The sequence below is a fragment of the Maribacter sp. X9 genome (genome assembly GCF_048537565.1).
GTDB lineage: Bacteria > Bacteroidota > Bacteroidia > Flavobacteriales > Flavobacteriaceae > Maribacter.
Genome location: NZ_CP183215.1, coordinates 367,022 through 382,437, shown reverse-complemented (window position 1 = coordinate 382,437; position 15,416 = coordinate 367,022). Strand labels below are relative to the sequence as shown.

13 protein-coding genes are annotated in these 15,416 nt (G+C 38.2%); 7 read left to right on the top strand and 6 right to left on the bottom strand.

From position 1 onward, the window contains the following. Nucleotides 1-25 precede the first annotated feature (25 nt). The 4 genes from ACNR9Q_RS01505 to ACNR9Q_RS01490 all read right to left on the bottom strand — a co-directional run bounded on the left by ACNR9Q_RS01505 (nucleotide 26) and on the right by ACNR9Q_RS01490 (nucleotide 6,116). The gene (locus ACNR9Q_RS01505; RefSeq protein WP_419212815.1) at nucleotides 26-349 is read right to left on the bottom strand and encodes a T9SS type A sorting domain-containing protein; all 324 of its coding nucleotides are present in this window, start codon (nucleotides 347-349) and stop codon (nucleotides 26-28) included. A 179-nt stretch (nucleotides 350-528) separates the two neighbouring features. Next, nucleotides 529-837 carry a T9SS type A sorting domain-containing protein gene (locus ACNR9Q_RS01500; protein WP_419212814.1) on the bottom strand — a complete coding sequence of 103 codons (309 nt, stop codon included), beginning with the start codon at nucleotides 835-837 and terminating at the stop codon, nucleotides 529-531. Nucleotides 838-988: 151 nt separating this feature from the next. Continuing rightward, a complete protein-coding gene (locus ACNR9Q_RS01495; RefSeq protein WP_419212813.1) occupies nucleotides 989-3,214 on the bottom strand; it encodes a hypothetical protein in 2,226 nt (741 codons plus the stop codon). A 55-nt stretch (nucleotides 3,215-3,269) separates the two neighbouring features. Continuing rightward, nucleotides 3,270-6,116, bottom strand: coding sequence for a TonB-dependent receptor domain-containing protein (locus ACNR9Q_RS01490; RefSeq protein WP_419212812.1), 2,847 nt, complete (start codon nucleotides 6,114-6,116; stop codon nucleotides 3,270-3,272). Nucleotides 6,117-6,388: 272 nt separating this feature from the next. Here ACNR9Q_RS01490 and ACNR9Q_RS01485 point away from each other — a divergent pair, with 272 nt between their 5' ends. The 5 genes from ACNR9Q_RS01485 to ACNR9Q_RS01465 are packed head-to-tail and all read left to right on the top strand — an operon-like array spanning nucleotide 6,389 to nucleotide 9,856. Next, nucleotides 6,389-7,075: a response regulator transcription factor gene (locus ACNR9Q_RS01485; protein WP_419212811.1), complete on the top strand. Its 687-nt coding sequence runs from the start codon at nucleotides 6,389-6,391 to the stop codon at nucleotides 7,073-7,075. Further along, nucleotides 7,076-8,143 carry a sensor histidine kinase gene (locus tag ACNR9Q_RS01480; RefSeq protein WP_419212810.1) on the top strand — a complete coding sequence of 356 codons (1,068 nt, stop codon included), beginning with the start codon at nucleotides 7,076-7,078 and terminating at the stop codon, nucleotides 8,141-8,143. A gap of 55 nt (nucleotides 8,144-8,198) precedes the next feature. After that, entirely contained in the window at nucleotides 8,199-8,867 is a 669-nt protein-coding gene (gene trmB / locus ACNR9Q_RS01475; protein WP_419212809.1) for a tRNA (guanosine(46)-N7)-methyltransferase TrmB, read from the top strand. Between the two features lie 4 nt (nucleotides 8,868-8,871). Next, entirely contained in the window at nucleotides 8,872-9,504 is a 633-nt protein-coding gene (locus tag ACNR9Q_RS01470; RefSeq protein ID WP_419212808.1) for a LysE family transporter, read from the top strand. 7 nt (nucleotides 9,505-9,511) lie between these two features. After that, nucleotides 9,512-9,856 carry an MGMT family protein gene (locus ACNR9Q_RS01465; protein ID WP_419212807.1) on the top strand — a complete coding sequence of 115 codons (345 nt, stop codon included), beginning with the start codon at nucleotides 9,512-9,514 and terminating at the stop codon, nucleotides 9,854-9,856. 3 nt (nucleotides 9,857-9,859) lie between these two features. Here ACNR9Q_RS01465 and ACNR9Q_RS01460 read toward each other — a convergent pair whose 3' ends face one another. After that, complete coding sequence (locus tag ACNR9Q_RS01460; RefSeq protein ID WP_419212806.1) at nucleotides 9,860-11,206, bottom strand: sensor histidine kinase; 1,347 nt, start codon at nucleotides 11,204-11,206, stop codon at nucleotides 9,860-9,862. Beyond that, a complete protein-coding gene (locus ACNR9Q_RS01455) occupies nucleotides 11,206-12,570 on the bottom strand; it encodes a sigma-54-dependent transcriptional regulator (protein ID WP_419212805.1) in 1,365 nt (454 codons plus the stop codon). The genes ACNR9Q_RS01460 and ACNR9Q_RS01455 overlap by 1 nt, the downstream gene beginning before the upstream one ends. Before the next feature lie 203 nt (nucleotides 12,571-12,773). Here ACNR9Q_RS01455 and ACNR9Q_RS01450 point away from each other — a divergent pair, with 203 nt between their 5' ends. Both ACNR9Q_RS01450 and ACNR9Q_RS01445 read left to right on the top strand, forming a co-directional pair. Then, nucleotides 12,774-14,120, top strand: a complete 1,347-nt coding sequence (locus ACNR9Q_RS01450; RefSeq protein WP_419212804.1) for a TolC family protein — start codon at nucleotides 12,774-12,776, stop codon at nucleotides 14,118-14,120. A gap of 17 nt (nucleotides 14,121-14,137) precedes the next feature. Next, nucleotides 14,138-15,388, top strand: a complete 1,251-nt coding sequence (locus ACNR9Q_RS01445) for an efflux RND transporter periplasmic adaptor subunit (RefSeq protein WP_419212803.1) — start codon at nucleotides 14,138-14,140, stop codon at nucleotides 15,386-15,388. Nucleotides 15,389-15,416 lie beyond the last annotated feature (28 nt).

Below are 15,416 nucleotides of genomic sequence, written 5' to 3'. Positions count from 1 at the left end.
TTCGATTTTTCGTAAAGAAGTGATATTATCTGACCACTAATTTACGGGTAATTGATTTTTCGGTCTCTGTTACCTGAACCATATAAACACCCGGTGAAAGACGTGAAATATCCATGGCTTTTGTGGTAAGCCGATCAGTATGTACCAATTCACCAAAAACATCATAGATACGAACTTCTTTTGTAGTATTCTGTTCAGAAGTTATATAAACCACATCTGCCATAACAGGGTTCGGATAAAGCTTGAATCCAGCGATTTCATCATTGCGTAGGTTGTTAAAATCAATGGTATCCTGTGCATACATACCAATGGAACATACCATAAGTAGTAAAAAGTAGATTTTCTTCATAACAATTGATTTGGGATCAACACTATAAAGATACCGTTTGGCTAGGTTAGGCTTTTGAAAATGTTGTGAAAGTTAAGATTATGTAGGTCAATGAGATACGAGGTGTAACTCATCGAAAATATGTGTCGTTAAACGATGTGGGTTTGTAGGGTTAAGCGGCGAAATAACGGATATAAATGTTATTTTATAATTAATTTTCGGGTAGCTACTCTATCTTTTTCAAAGACACGAAGTACATAAACACCAGCATCTAAATCACCGATATTTAATTCTTTGCCTAAAATCTTTGTTTTAAGCAATAAAGTTCCAAAAACATCATAGATAAGAATTTCCTTGGGGGCGTTAAGGGTCGTTGAAATATAAACCTTACCTGTCGTAACCGGATTTGGATACATGCTAAAACCCTCTATCTCTCCACTGCTTTGAGCACTTTGCCCATAGCTGAAAGAAATAAAAAGGAAAAAGAGGATTACGTAAAGTTTCTTCATACGCGACTACAATACAAATTGTATACCACAAATATAGGAATATTGATGCCTGAAAGTCAAGGGGGTAGATCTATTCTTTGTTTTTTTTCGATGAAACGTAAAAAAGCCCGCAATTTGCGGGCTTTTTACTTAAATTAAAAGATTATTTTCTCTAGTTGATACCGACGGTCCAGCCAGCTGCCCATGTGGGCTCTTCTGCACCATTACCAGCACCAGTTGTTTCACCAACAGTAATAAAACTAAGGTTTGAACCGGTATAGTCTGTTTGAATTAGACCAGTAGCAGGATTATCGAACTGCATTGGATTAATAGTTAGAGCATTAGCCTCTATACGAACACTGGCTTCAGCATCAGTATCTTTTACTTTAACTCCTAAATCAACGCCTGAAGTGTAGAAATTGGTTATGGTAAAAGATCCGCCGCCTTCTTTGAAGTATAGAGCACCTTCTGTCACAGGACCAACTACCGTAATATTAGCTAAGGTTGTAGTAGTAACGGGTGTAGCATCCCCATCATCACCGTTGTTTGAACCTTCGATACCGGCTTTTGCACCACCTTTAATGTACCAGTTAGTACCAGTACCTGTCCATCCATCTGCAAAATCAATAGAATCATCACCACTTCCGATAGATACTAAATTAACTCCACTTACAGAACCACCAAAAAACTCAATACCGTCATCGCCACCCATATATGATTCTACGTTTTCGAATTTAGTTCCTGAACCAACTCCGAACAAAGAAACACCATTAAATTCTTTGTCATTGGAAAAAGTAGCACCAGTATACTCAACTCTTAAATAGGTGATGTCACCAGAATCATCAGTGCTTTCGTTTCCTCCATAAGTTAAGTCTCCAACTTCTGTTGTAACATTAACACCTTTGTTGGTTGGAGCGTTACCAGCAATTACCAACCCACCCCAGTCACCTGCTGCAGGTGTATCAGAACCTGAAGTCATAACTACAGGAGCGGTTGCAGTACCATTAATAAATATTTGAGCACCTTTTTCTACACCAATGAAGGCAGCGGTACCACCTGTCGCTTTAATTGTTGTTCCGGCTGGAATGGTTAATGAACCACCTTCTTTTACCACGAAACCGCTTGTAAGAATATACTCAATATTTGCATCCAATGAAACATCACCCGTAACCACGCCAGCTAAATTTTGTTGGGTAGAAGCACTATTGCTTAAGCCTATTGTCCAACCAGCAGCCCAGTCAGGAGCGGCAGCACCATTACCAGCACCAGTAGCCAAACCTTCAACGTAGAAATCTAAGTTGATTCCAGCGTAATCTGTAGCGGTAAATTCTGCAGGGGTATCAGCAAATTGAATGTTTGTAATTGTCAAATTATCAGCGTCGATTCTAGCATTGGCTTCAGTATCTGTATTTTTAACCTTTATTCCCAAATCAGCTCCACTCACATAAAAATTGTCAATGGTAAAGTTTCCACCACCTTCTTTAAAATAAAGAGCACCTTCTGTAACAGGACCAACAACTGTTACGTTACTTAAAGTTGTTGTTGTTACCGGAGTTGCGTTACCGTCATCTCCATTGTTTGAACCTTCGATACCAGCTTTAGCACCTTGAGCAATGTACCAGTTTGATCCACTACCTGTCCATCCATCTGCAAAATCAATAGAATCATCACCACTTCCGATAGATACTAAATTAACTCCACTTACAGAACCACCAAAAAATTCAATACCGTCATCGCCACCCATATATGATTCTACGTTTTCGAATTTAGTTCCTGAACCAACTCCGAACAAAGAAACACCATTAAATTCTTTGTCATTGGAAAAAGTAGCACCAGTATACTCAACCCTTAAGTAGGTTATATCACCAGAATCATCAGAAGAGTTAGAACCTCCGTAGGTTAAATCACCAACTTCGGTAGTAACATCATTTCCTTTATTGGTAGGCGCATCACCTGCAATTACCAAACCACCCCAATCACCTGCTGATGGGCTAGCAGCTCCTGATGTCATAACTACTGGGGCGGTAGCGGTACCATTAATGAATATTTGCGCACCTCTTTCTACGCCAATAAAAGCTGCGGTTCCTCCAGCAGCCTTAATTGTTGTTCCGGCTGGAATTGTTAGAGAAGAACCAGATTTTACTACATAAGCGCCTGTAAGATTGTAAGCTACGGTAGCGTCAAGAGTAGTGTCCTCTGTAACATCACCTTCTAAATCGACTGATTCGGTAGCGCATGCAGTGCAAGATCCACCACAGTCTATGTCTGTTTCATCACCATTTTTTATTCCATCGGAACAGGTCGGTTGGTTGGTTGGTATTGTATCGTCGTCACTACAGGAGGTTACGAAAACCAATGTAGATAGACCCAGCATTAGGGTAAAAATTCTTTTTTTCATGTTTACAAATTTTGAATTATACTTATTTTTAAATAATTAGGGTATTATATTATTGTTAGAATTTATAGGTAAGCGATGCGGATAAATCCATGCCTCGCCTGTACGAAAGGACAGTGACAGGGCCATCTTCCAAAAATCCAGGGATTGCAGGGTTTTCTAGGTCAAGTTTGCCTTTTGCATTTTCATTTACTCTTTTTATTATTGGATTTAATAAATTTCTTAGATTTAAACCTATTCCTATATGTTTTCCAAATTCCGCTTTTGAAATTAAATCTAAGGTTACATACCCTTTATCTATGAGATGTCCCCTACCGGTACTTCCCAATGCATATAATCTTTCTGAGAAGTAGTTGGCTGCCAAGGTCGATCTAAAGTTCTTTTCTTCAGCAAATTCTAAATAGTAACTAATATCACCATTCAATAAAATGTCTGAAGCACCCTGCAATGGTGCTTCTGTATTCGTAAACGCAGCGGATAAACTTGTTTCGCTTGAAACTTTTTTAGAATCTAACTCTTGGTTAGTGTTTAGGTATGATATATTCCCACCTATTGTTAGGGCTTCTTTTAAGAAAGTGTTTTCTGTTTCTTTTTCATGGTCAAGAATATTTAGTCTTACTTCAAGCTCTGCCCCAAAAGCCGTTGCGGTATCACCCGTATTTGCATAACTCAAATCATTGGCCGCAGAAACGACTAAGAAAGTATTTATAGGGTCTTGTATAAGTTTTCCAAAAACTCCTAGTGATATTAGCTCACTGGAAGATGGAAATAATTCCCAACGTAAATCAAAATTATAGTTAATGGAATTGACCAAATCGGGATTACCAAAAGAATCTTGATTAATTTCTTCTTGAAATAGGAACGGTGCGCGCTCCTTGAATTGAGGCAATGTGTAGGTTCTACTTGCGGCAAATCTTAAATTGTTTTTGTCATTTAAGGCGTATTTCAATGCTAAAGAAGGTAAGAATTCAAAAATGTCCAAATTGTTGTTGCCCTCTCCTTGAATAACTGTATTCCAATTAATATCCTGAGTAATCTGCTCTCCTCTTGCTCCTGCAAACAATGTAAATTTTGTTGAAAAACTATATTCGAAAGTTATAAAGGCAGCATTTATTTGTTGTTCTCCTCCGTAGGTTTGTGGTAGAAGCGCATCAGCGAATGAAGATGGCCCTCTAAAGGTTCTAATTTGGTATAACCCTGAACTTAACGGATTTTCCTCAAAATAGGCATCAATATTTCTTGGATTTACTTCTGGTTGTTGAGCTACATTTAAGAATTGATAATTAAATTGAGTAGCATCAAAATCGACATTTTTAAATCTTCCGTTATAACCTAAAGTGATTTTTCCATTAAACTCTTCCTCAGCATTTTTTTCAAACTTATAAGTTGATGAAATGTTAGCTGCAATTTCTTCTTCATCCAATTCTTGGTAGAATCTATGATTTTCGGAAGCCGCAGAGACTAGAGCAAATGATTTAGGTCCATCCGGTTGATTATTCTTTACGGGTAGAAGGGTGTTTTGTCTTCTATCCGGTATCACATTTTTTACGTAATTATAAGCTGTTCCCCAATTAATTTCTAGGTTTTCGTTGATATTATGTTCGCCCAATAATTGATGTATGTACAATGATGTTCTATCGAAAGTAGCTCTTTGTATAAAGCCACCACCTTCTGGGGCATCATCTTCTCGGTCAATTATACCTGTAAATTCTTCTTGTTTTTGTTCAGAATTGTTGAGCAAAAGAAAGTTGTACTTAATGGAGTTTCCTGTTCCCAGCCTCAAACCAATATTACTCATGAGTGTAGTTGAAGTTATATAGCTAAATCGCTCATAGTCAAAATCTGAATTTGGCAAACCGTTTCCGACATTTGGAGCCCCTCTATTCACACCTTGCCTATAATTATTGTTGTTTGCGAATGAGCCAATAGCGAAGAAATTCAATCGTGTATTTTCACCTAGATTGTATGAGTCACCTCCTTTTAAGATGAATTTAGAGTTGATAGGTGATGCGGTTTTTTTTCTATCCCAACTTGTTGAAAATGTATTGGAAAATGGATTATTGGGGATGTCTGAATTATAAAATCCTGAAAAATCCGGACCATCATTGAGGTAGAAATTATCAACTCCTATAGCTTCTGTATTAGCACCAGATTGTGCGGTTAATTCGAAAAAACCTGAGCCGTTATAATCTCTGGATAGAATGTTTATGTTGGCTCCGCCAAAATCACCATAATTACTGGCGTTAAAAGTTTTATCGATTCCTATCGACTCAATAATACTCGTGCTAAAAATGCCTAGGTCAATATTCTTTTTTGAAGTATTGTTGGATGGGAGTGGAAGGCCATTTAAGGTAGTAATATTAAATCTATCTCCTAAACCACGTACATATACATTACCAGAACCCTCCTCTTTAGAAATACCAGTTACTTTACTTAGAGCAGTAGCTGCATCATTCGCTCCTTTTCTGGCCAATTCTTGAGCTCCAATAGCTGTTTCAAGTGTTACTGTTTTCTTTTGGTCTAACAATAGAGCGGTCTCAGAATCCTTTCGAGCTACTGTTGTGACAGTGACCTCATCAAGTGAAACTCCTTCTGAGGCACTCATAGGTACATTTAAGGTAGTTACTTTTCCGGCAACTACTTCAATACCTGGAATTTCAGCAGTTTCATATCCCAAATAACTTACTTGAATGGTATACGTTCCTGGATCTAGGCTAGCAATTTCATAAAGACCATCAAAATCAGAAGTTGTACCTATCGTTGTTCCTTTAATAATAACATTGGCAAAAGCTAGAGGTTCATTGTTCACCTCTTTATCTGTGAGTTTACCGACAATACTGCCTTTCTCCTGCGCAGAAAGAATTGTAATCGTTAAAAGCAGGCAAACCGTAAAAATATGTTTCATCAAAATATAGTTATATAACCGCCGCAAAGGAAACTAGTGGTTGTAAAAGTCAAGTTACGCTCATGTTAAACCTTTATTTTGTTAGTGTTACCTAAACGTTACTACATTAAATCAACGTTAACTCATGTAGCGGTAATAGTATTATCTTTACTTTTGAGCCAATTAAATCAATTAGAGACCAGTTAAAAGACCTCTGATTATTTTGGAGATAGACCAAAATCTTGGATGAGCTATATTAGCCAAATCTTTAATAATCAAATAAATAGCTACAAATGAAAAAGAAGGACATTAGGATACTTTTAGTTGATGATGAACCGGATATTCTTGAAATTATTGGCTACAACCTTTCTGCTGAAGGCTATGATGTGTATACGGCCAAAAATGGTGCCGACGGTGTGGCGAAGGCAAAAAAGAAAATGCCGCATCTTATCATTTTAGATGTGATGATGCCAGAGATGGATGGTATAGAAGCTTGTGAAATCTTAAGAAGAACCCCAGGCTTGGAAAATACTATTATCACCTTTTTAACAGCTCGGGGCGAAGATTATTCGCAAGTGGCCGGTTTTGATGCCGGAGCAGATGATTACATTACCAAACCCATTAAACCAAAGGTACTGGTGAGTAAGGTAAATGCCCTTCTCAGGCGTATTAAAAATGAAGAAAATACCCAAGATGACATTACCAAAGTTGGTGATATCGTTATCAATAGGGAAGAATACAAGATTATAAAAAAAGGCAAAGAGATTATTCTGCCGCGAAAAGAGTTTGAACTGCTTGCATTATTAACATCCAAGCCCAGTAAGGTTTTTAAGAGAGAGGTTATCCTTGATAAAGTTTGGGGCAATGAGGTGGTCGTCGGTGGTCGCACTATTGATGTGCACATCAGAAAACTGAGGGAAAAAATAGGGGAAGACCACTTTAAGACCGTTAAGGGAGTTGGATATAAGTTTGTGCTATAAATGGCAGCTCCTTTACGTTCTAAGAAGTCGTATCGTTTCGCGTTTCGCTCATCCATATATATTGCTGTAATTGCCACCTTGGTTTTGGGTTTTTTGCAATGGAGTTTCAATGCTATGCATTGGGGAATACTTACTTCAGCTGCAATACTGTTCTTTGTCACTTCCTTTATTACCTTACAGGTTAGAATTGAAAAATTTATTTACAAGCGCATTAAAAAAATCTACGATGATGTGGCGTTGTTGGAGTCTTCCACTATTCCGTCCTATCCTGTAACGACCGATATGCGAACGTTGACTGCCGAAATCGAAAAATTTGCTAAGGATAAAAAAATTGAAATCGATACCCTCAAAATCCGAGAGGAGTACCGCAAGGATTTCTTGGGGAATGTTTCCCATGAACTGAAAACCCCATTGTTCACGGTCCAAGGCTATTTGGAAACTTTATTGGACGGTGCCATTGACGATAAAAATGTCCGTAAGAAATATATCATCCGTGCGAACAAAGCGGTGGATCGGTTAATTTATATTGTAAAAGATCTTGATTTGATCACCAAACTAGAAGTTGGTGATTTGAATTTGGAAAAAAAGTCCTTCAATATTGTAGAGTTGATTCAAAGCGTCTTCGATCTATTGGAAATGAAGGCGGCAAAAAAGAATATTTCACTTACGTTTGATATTACTTATACCAAGCCGATTTTTGTTTACGCAGATAAAGAAAAGATACAGCAGGTTCTAACCAATTTGCTGGTGAATTCCATTAAGTACGGCAATGACAACGGCACTACCGAAGTGAGTGTTGAGAATTTGGTGAAGAACAAAGTGATTATACGCGTGACGGATAATGGTGAAGGAATCCCGACAGTTCATATACCCAGACTTTTTGAACGATTTTATAGAGTGGATCAGAGTGGCAGTAGGCGAGAAGGAGGTTCTGGATTAGGATTGGCGATTGTAAAGCATGTCATTGAAGCCCACGGAGAAAAAATCTATGTGGAAAGTGCCGTTGAGGTTGGCTCTGAGTTTTCATTTACCTTGGAAAAAAGCACGTCCCAATTAGAGGATGCGTAATAATCCCAAACCCTGTCTTTTTTCTTAGCTTTGCCCCTGTTTAGAATTCAAAACTGTGGGAAGTAAAAATAAATTAAAGCGATTTCAGGAAAACGAGACCTTTTCGAATGTCATTCAACCTAGCCGAGAAGAGGTGACCAATGGTTTTCCACTCAAAGGAAAGTGGAACGAACATTTTAAGAATGATAATCCTATTGTACTTGAATTGGGGTGTGGTAAAGGTGAATACACGGTTGGTTTAGCGAAAAGATTCCCGAACAAGAATTTTATTGGCATCGATATTAAAGGGGCCCGTTTTTGGAGGGGTGCAAAAACCGCTCTAGATGAGAAATTGACCAATATAGCGTTCTTACGTACCCAAATAGAACTCGTAGATCAAGTTTTTGGAGAACATGAAGTCGCCGAGATTTGGATAACCTTTCCTGATCCACAAATTAAGTATAAGCGCACCAAGCATCGGATGACCAATACCGCATTTTTGGAACGCTATAAACGCATTTTAGTACCTAATGGCATCGTGAATTTGAAGACCGATAGTGAATTCATGCATGGGTACACCTTAGGTTTGCTTCACGGGCTGGGCTTGAAGGTGCATTATTCCAATCACGATATTTATAAAAACGAAGGTAGTCCGGCAGAAGTGCTTGAAATACAGACTTTTTACGAAAATCAGTATCTTGAAAAAGGAAAACCTATTACCTTTATCAGGTTCAGCGTAAACTGAGTACATGCAACAATTGATAACCTTGTTTATTTTTACCCTTTGTGCTGCTTTTATAGCTTCACTACCACCAGGCTTGTTGAACTTGAACGCGGCTAAGACAAGTATAGAAAAAGGGAAATCGAACGGGGTCATCTTTGGCTTGGGTGTTGCCATAGCCGTAATGTTGCAAACGTACATTGCCGTACGTATAGCCAAGTATATTTCAAGAAACCAGCATATCGTTGAGGTCTTATTGCAAATAGTGTTAGTCATTTTTTTAATTTTGGCTATCTACTTTTTTCGAAAGGCCAAGAACCAGCACAAAGAAACTTTTGTGATGACCGAGGCCAAAAAGCGGAATAGTTTTTCAAAAGGTATTTTTTTGGCCCTGATAAACCTACTGGCAATACCCTATTATAGCGGTTTGAATACTGTATTTCATGGTCAAGGAATCATGACCTACAAAATAATAGATGAAGTTATTTATATTTTGGCGGCAGGTAGCGGTACCTTTTTGGCCATGTATATCTATGTGGTCTATTTTAATAAAATGGAGCATAAAACGAACGCTTTTTCTAAAAACAGCAATTATATACTGAGTTTTCTAATGGTTGTGCTCTTCATTATAACGAGTATCCGATTATTTCATCAAAGCTAGTGAATACATGATATCTGAAAATGAAAATTTCTTTGAAAAAGTATATCAGGTGGCACGGCTTATTCCCGAAGGGCGTGTAACTTCTTACGGAGCTATTGCCAAGTACTTGGGTGCAGCTCGTAGTGCTCGAATGGTTGGTTGGGCCATGAATGCATCACACAACACGGAGGATATACCGGCACATCGGGTCGTGAATAAAGTGGGACTTTTAACGGGTAAACATCACTTTGATGGGACAAACTTGATGCAACAATTGTTGGAAAGTGAAGGGGTTGAAATCGTAGATCATCAAATTGTGAACCTCGAAAAATATTTTTGGGATCCTTTCAAAGAGCTACAAGCAGAAATTTAAAGATTATTCAAAGGTTAGGATAAAGGTGGTGCTATCGCTAGAGACCACACGAATTGAACCACCGTGTAGGCGCATAATTTGTTTGGTAAGGCTTAATCCAATACCGGTTCCAGCGTTTTTTGTGGTGAAAAAAGGAACAAAAATCTCATCTATAAGTTCTTTGGGTATACCCGGGCCATTGTCCATTACCGTAATGTATTTTTTCCCTTGTTCATCAATACCGGCTTTAATGTTGATCTGACCATTTTCTTGATTTTCAAGAGCCTGTTGTGCGTTTTTACCTAAATTCAGTAGCACTTGTGTCAGTTGTTTCTCATCTATATAAAGTTCCAGTTCTTCAGGCTGGCAGTCAACTTTCAAATTAATGCTGTGCTCACTCGTATATTCTTGTAACAGCAATCGTACTTTCTCTAAAAGTTTTTTTGCTTGAATAAGCTTTCTATCGGGCTCTGGCACACTTAAAAAAGTACGATAAGATTGCACAAAACTCATGAGGTCGTTTCCTTGTTCTTTAATAACCTCCAACCCTTTAGCGGTATTGCTGATCTGTATTTCACTGAACTCTTCGGGAGCCGTTAGTTTAGTACCTTTTTTATAATATTTTAAAATAGATTCTGAGATAGAGGTGATCGGTGTAATAGTGTTCATGATTTCATGGGTAAGAACACGTATCAATTTTACCCAAGAATCCGTTTCCTTGTCATCCAATTCCTTTTGTATATCATGTACGATCACCAATAATAATTTTTTTCCTTCAATGGTGATCGGTGTACATTTTAAGGTAAGTTCTTTTTTTCCCCGTTCGTTTCCCAAAGAATACACTGTATTTTCAAAGGGTTCTAGAGAATCGAAAAGGGTGTACAATTTTGGGTCTATCTGTTTTAGTTGTTTGATATGGTTAAGTGGCCTATAGTTTAAAATGTGTTGTATGGTAGGATTTGCATATAGGATATGACCCTTATCGTTGATCGTAAAAATACCGATATCGGCCTGTCTTAATATTTCTTGATAATATTGCTCCTGGGCTTGTTTTTTTAGATGGATGTCCTGAATCATGTGATTGAGCATGTTCAAACTGTGATTAAGCTCTTCCATCGATTTTACACTGAGCTTTTCAGGAAAACGTAGGGTGAAATCTTCATTTTTTATAGCATCAAAAAAGTAGGCTATCTTTCTGTTGGTTTGGTTCACATAATAGACAAGCCCATAGGCCTGACCGATGAATAGAAGAAAGATAATAACCGAAGACAAATAATGTTTGTCAAAGAAGAGGTAGGCGGCCAATAAGGCCGAGATGGAAATACAGATGATCCTAAAGATCAGTTGGTAATAAATACTTCTGCTGACCATTAGTTGCCTGACTTTTTTAGTTTGTTGTAAAGAGTCTGTCGTGAGATACCCAATTGGTCTGCAGCGGCACTATAATTACCATCATGCTCGTTAAGGGCCTTGTTGATCATCATCAATTCCATTTCTTCCAAGGTTTTGGGGCCGTTCTCGGTCGATGGTGTCGTTTTGTTCTCGAGCAGAAAGTCTGACGGTTTAAGAACATTACCTTCAGAAAGTATCACTGCACGCTCCATGGTGTGGAGCAATTCCCTAATGTTTCCAGGCCAGGGATATTGCAATAGTTTTTCTTGGGCCTGCTGGTTTATTTTCAGGCTTGGTTTGCCGTATTTATTTCCGAATTTTTTTAAATAGAAATCGGCCAAAATCAATATATCGCCGTCACGATCACGCAACGCGGGAACTTCAATTTGTATGGTATTGATGCGGTATAAGAGATCTTCCCTAAAAAGTCCGTCAGCTACCATTTTTTCCAAATTACCATTGGTGGCACAGATAAGCCGAATATCGACGGGAATCGGTTTATTGGAACCGACCCTAACGACGACCCTATTCTGTATGACCGACAATAATTTGGCCTGCATCTGTAGCGATAAGTTTCCTATTTCATCGAGGAATAAGGTACCTCCATTGGCTGCTTCAAATTTACCGGAACGGTCTTCCTTGGCGTCTGTAAAGGAACCTTTTACATGGCCGAAAAGCTCACTTTCGAACAAATTCTCCGAAATGGAACCCATATCCACAGAAATAAAAACCTCTGAACTTCTGGCAGATGATTTATGTAGTTCACGCGCGATAAGCTCTTTTCCAGTACCATTTTCTCCGGTTACAAGAATGTTCACATCAGTTTTGGCCACTTTTTGAACAAGACTAAGGATACTATTAAGGGCTTTTGAATTACCTATGATATAATTGTTGTTCTGGTTAATGACCTGCTTTAGGTTACTTTCCGTTTGCCGCAGTTTCAGTACCTCTTTCTGTGACTTTCGTAGTTCATAGGCTGATTTTACGGTTGCTAACAACCGTTCGTTGTTCCAGGGTTTTAGCACAAAATCGGATGCGCCTTCTTTCAAAGCCTCTACCGCAAGCTCTATGGCCCCGTAAGCGGTCATCATAATCACGGAAATATGGGGCGCCTTCTTTTTTATCTCACGTAACCAATACAAGCCTTCATTACCTGTATTGACCCCGGCCGAAAAGTTCATATCCAAAAGAATAATATCAATTTCGCTAAGGTTCGGAAAAGAGGGAAGTAGGTTTGGATTTGATATGGTCTTAACACTTTTATATTCAAACTGTAACAATATTTCTAAAGCACTTAATACGCTTTTTGTATCATCTACTACTAGTATGTTGGCATCGATCATGCGCGTTTAGATTTATAGGCTAGTTAAAACTACGAATAGAATGAATACGTTCTATAAGGGTGTCAAAATATTTTACAGTATCTGTACAACAATTTTACAGTACATACGTAGTTGAGAATTTTTCATTTTTATAATATATTGATATTCAAATAGATATAATTATGGCATGTAAATAGTATTGGGTATGGCATACCAATTAAGAAATGAATAGAAAATTTAAAATAACGACTATTTTCCTGCTGTCCATTTGGGGAACGATTATTGCCCAAGATAGTTGGACTTTAGATGAGTGCGTTTCCTTTGCTTTAGAGAATAATTTAAATCTCAATGATTTTAAATATAACAATCTTGCCAATAAAGAAACGTACCGGCAATCCATCCGTAATTTACTACCATCTATAACAGGCTATTCTAGTTATACGATAAACTATGGGCGTAGTACGGATCCATTCACCAATGATATTATAACGACAGATTTTTTCACCAACAATTATTCCTTGGAATCTTCTATCGATTTATTTCAGGGGTTCCAAAAAATTAACTCCATTAAGGCCTCTAAGTTTTTATATAAGGCGACCCAAGAGGAAGTTTTGCAACAAAAATTTTTATTGGCCTTCAGGGTGATGCAGGCGTTCTATGACATTGAGTTTTTTGAAGGACTTGTGGAAATTTCAAAGGAACAGGTAAGCGTTTCACAATCCAATTATAATCTGGTGGAAAAGCAGATAGAATTGGGCTTGAAAGCTGGTGCGGATCTATACGAAGCAGAATCCTTATTATTGACCGATGAACTCAATGTGACCCAAAGTAAAAATAAACTTGCCGCCGCAAAGCTTACCCTTATACAAGAGATGAATTTGCAGAATACCTCTGATATTTCAATCCAGAAGAATCTCAAAAATGTAGCGGAAGATTTCGAAAATGAAGAGATTGAATCAGACTCAATATACAGTGAAGCACGCGAATTTTTACCATTGATAAAGTCTCAGGAACTTAGGGCAAAAGCCGCCAAAAAGCAAGTCGCGGTTTCAAGAGGAAAATTGTATCCTTCCCTCTCCCTTTTTGCGGGCAAAGGAACAGGATATTTTGAAACTACCCGAGATACGTTAGGAAAAACCGTTCCTTTCAGAGAGCAGTTCAAGAATAACACGAATCAATATATTGGTCTTAATCTTCGTGTTCCCATTAGTAATGGGTGGTCTGCAAGGTCTAATGTAAAACAAGCGAAAATCGAGAAACTTAGGGCGGAGAATAACTTAAGGACTCAAGAACAAGTGCTTTTTCAGACCATACAAAAATTGGTGCAAGATCACAACTCGTTACTAGTAGAACTTGATCAAAGCAATCAAAAAATGGAAGCACAAAACCTTGCTTTCACCATTGCTCAAAAAAGATATGAAAAAGGATTGATCAATGCACTAGAACTTTTTACCGCCAAAAACTTATATGCCAGTGCGCAGAATGAAAATTTACAGGTAAGGCTACGGTCCGAAATTAATAAAAGTACCTTGGATTTTTACAGAGGACTACCTGTTTTTAATATAAACTAGAAAGATTAATACATAAGATGGATATTAAATTAGAAAAGAAGAAAGGATTAAAACCCAAACATTTTGGGTATATCGCAATAGGTATTTTGGTGCTGTTCGTGGGGTATCAACTCTTGTTTGCAAGTTCTGTGTCAACGTTTAGGACCGAAAAGGATAAGCTTTCCGTCGCAGAGGTAACCGCGGGTAAGTTTGATGATTATATCACTATTAACGGAAATGTCGCTCCTATTGCTACTATTTATATGGATGCGTATGAAGGAGGTCGCGTAAGTGAAAAATTGATAGAGGAAGGTGCCATTGTCAAAAAGGGCGATATCATCCTAAAATTGGAAAATATGAATCTGTATGAGCAGATTCTGGCGAGTGAGAGTAATTTAGCCTTAAAACAAAATGATTTAAGGTCTACGAAGCTCAATTTTGATTCAAGGCAAGTAGAGGGCAGAAAATCATTGGCCACGGCGAGTACCGATCTGCAACGGCTAAAACGAAATTATGAGCAAAACAAGGCCTTGTACGATGACGAACTGATTTCTAAGGAAGAATATTTACTTTCTAAAGAAAACTACGAACTTTCCCAAAAGCAGTACGAGATCATAAAGCTGCAGACAGAACAGGATGATGAATTACGGGAAACCTCCTTAAAAGGATTGGATACCGATTTGGATCGTATGCAAAAAACCTTGGGTATGGTGTACCAACGTTTGGATCATTTGAACGTACGTGCCCCTGCCGACGGACAATTAGGATTTTTGGACGCCGAGATTGGGCAGAATATAGCCCAAGGCCAGCGCATCGGACAAATTAATGTATTGACCGATTATAAAATTGAAGCTGATATCGATGAGCACTATATCGATCGTGTAAAGCGAGATTTAACTGCGGTATTGGAACGTAACGGTTCTGAATTCCCGTTGCGGTTACGCAAAGTATATCCAGAAGTACGAAACGGTAGGTTCAAGGTAGATTTGATATTTACCGATAAAAAGCCGGAAACGATACGAACGGGCCAGAGTTATAATATCAAATTACAATTAGGAGAATCTAATGATGCCCTGTTATTGCCGAAAGGAAGCTTTTTCCAAAGTACTGGCGGCCAATGGATTTTTGTGGTCGGGCCCAATGGCGAGGAAGCGATCAAACGAAATATCCGCATAGGAAAACAGAACTCACGATATTATGAAGTGCTAGAGGGTCTTGAAGCTGGTGAAAAGGTCATTACCAGTAACTATGACAATTTTGGGGAGGCGGAACGAATCGTGTTAAAATAGCGAATAAAGTGTCACATCCGGTATAGTC

Excerpts from the sequence above, each read along its gene's own strand:
- ACNR9Q_RS01470 (WP_419212808.1), top strand. The coding sequence starts at position 8,872 with ATGCAACAATTGATAACCTTGTTTATTTTTACCCTTTGTGCTGCTTTT.
- ACNR9Q_RS01480 (WP_419212810.1), top strand. The coding sequence starts at position 7,076 with ATGGCAGCTCCTTTACGTTCTAAGAAGTCGTATCGTTTCGCGTTTCGC.
- ACNR9Q_RS01465 (WP_419212807.1), top strand. The coding sequence starts at position 9,512 with ATGATATCTGAAAATGAAAATTTCTTTGAAAAAGTATATCAGGTGGCA.
- ACNR9Q_RS01500 (WP_419212814.1), bottom strand. The coding sequence starts at position 837 with ATGAAGAAACTTTACGTAATCCTCTTTTTCCTTTTTATTTCTTTCAGC.
- ACNR9Q_RS01445 (WP_419212803.1), top strand. The coding sequence starts at position 14,138 with ATGGATATTAAATTAGAAAAGAAGAAAGGATTAAAACCCAAACATTTT.
- ACNR9Q_RS01460 (WP_419212806.1), bottom strand. The coding sequence starts at position 11,206 with ATGGTCAGCAGAAGTATTTATTACCAACTGATCTTTAGGATCATCTGT.
- ACNR9Q_RS01450 (WP_419212804.1), top strand. The coding sequence starts at position 12,774 with ATGAATAGAAAATTTAAAATAACGACTATTTTCCTGCTGTCCATTTGG.
- ACNR9Q_RS01485 (WP_419212811.1), top strand. The coding sequence starts at position 6,389 with ATGAAAAAGAAGGACATTAGGATACTTTTAGTTGATGATGAACCGGAT.
- ACNR9Q_RS01505 (WP_419212815.1), bottom strand. The coding sequence starts at position 349 with ATGAAGAAAATCTACTTTTTACTACTTATGGTATGTTCCATTGGTATG.
- ACNR9Q_RS01455 (WP_419212805.1), bottom strand. The coding sequence starts at position 12,570 with ATGATCGATGCCAACATACTAGTAGTAGATGATACAAAAAGCGTATTA.
- ACNR9Q_RS01495 (WP_419212813.1), bottom strand. The coding sequence starts at position 3,214 with ATGAAAAAAAGAATTTTTACCCTAATGCTGGGTCTATCTACATTGGTT.
- ACNR9Q_RS01490 (WP_419212812.1), bottom strand. The coding sequence starts at position 6,116 with ATGAAACATATTTTTACGGTTTGCCTGCTTTTAACGATTACAATTCTT.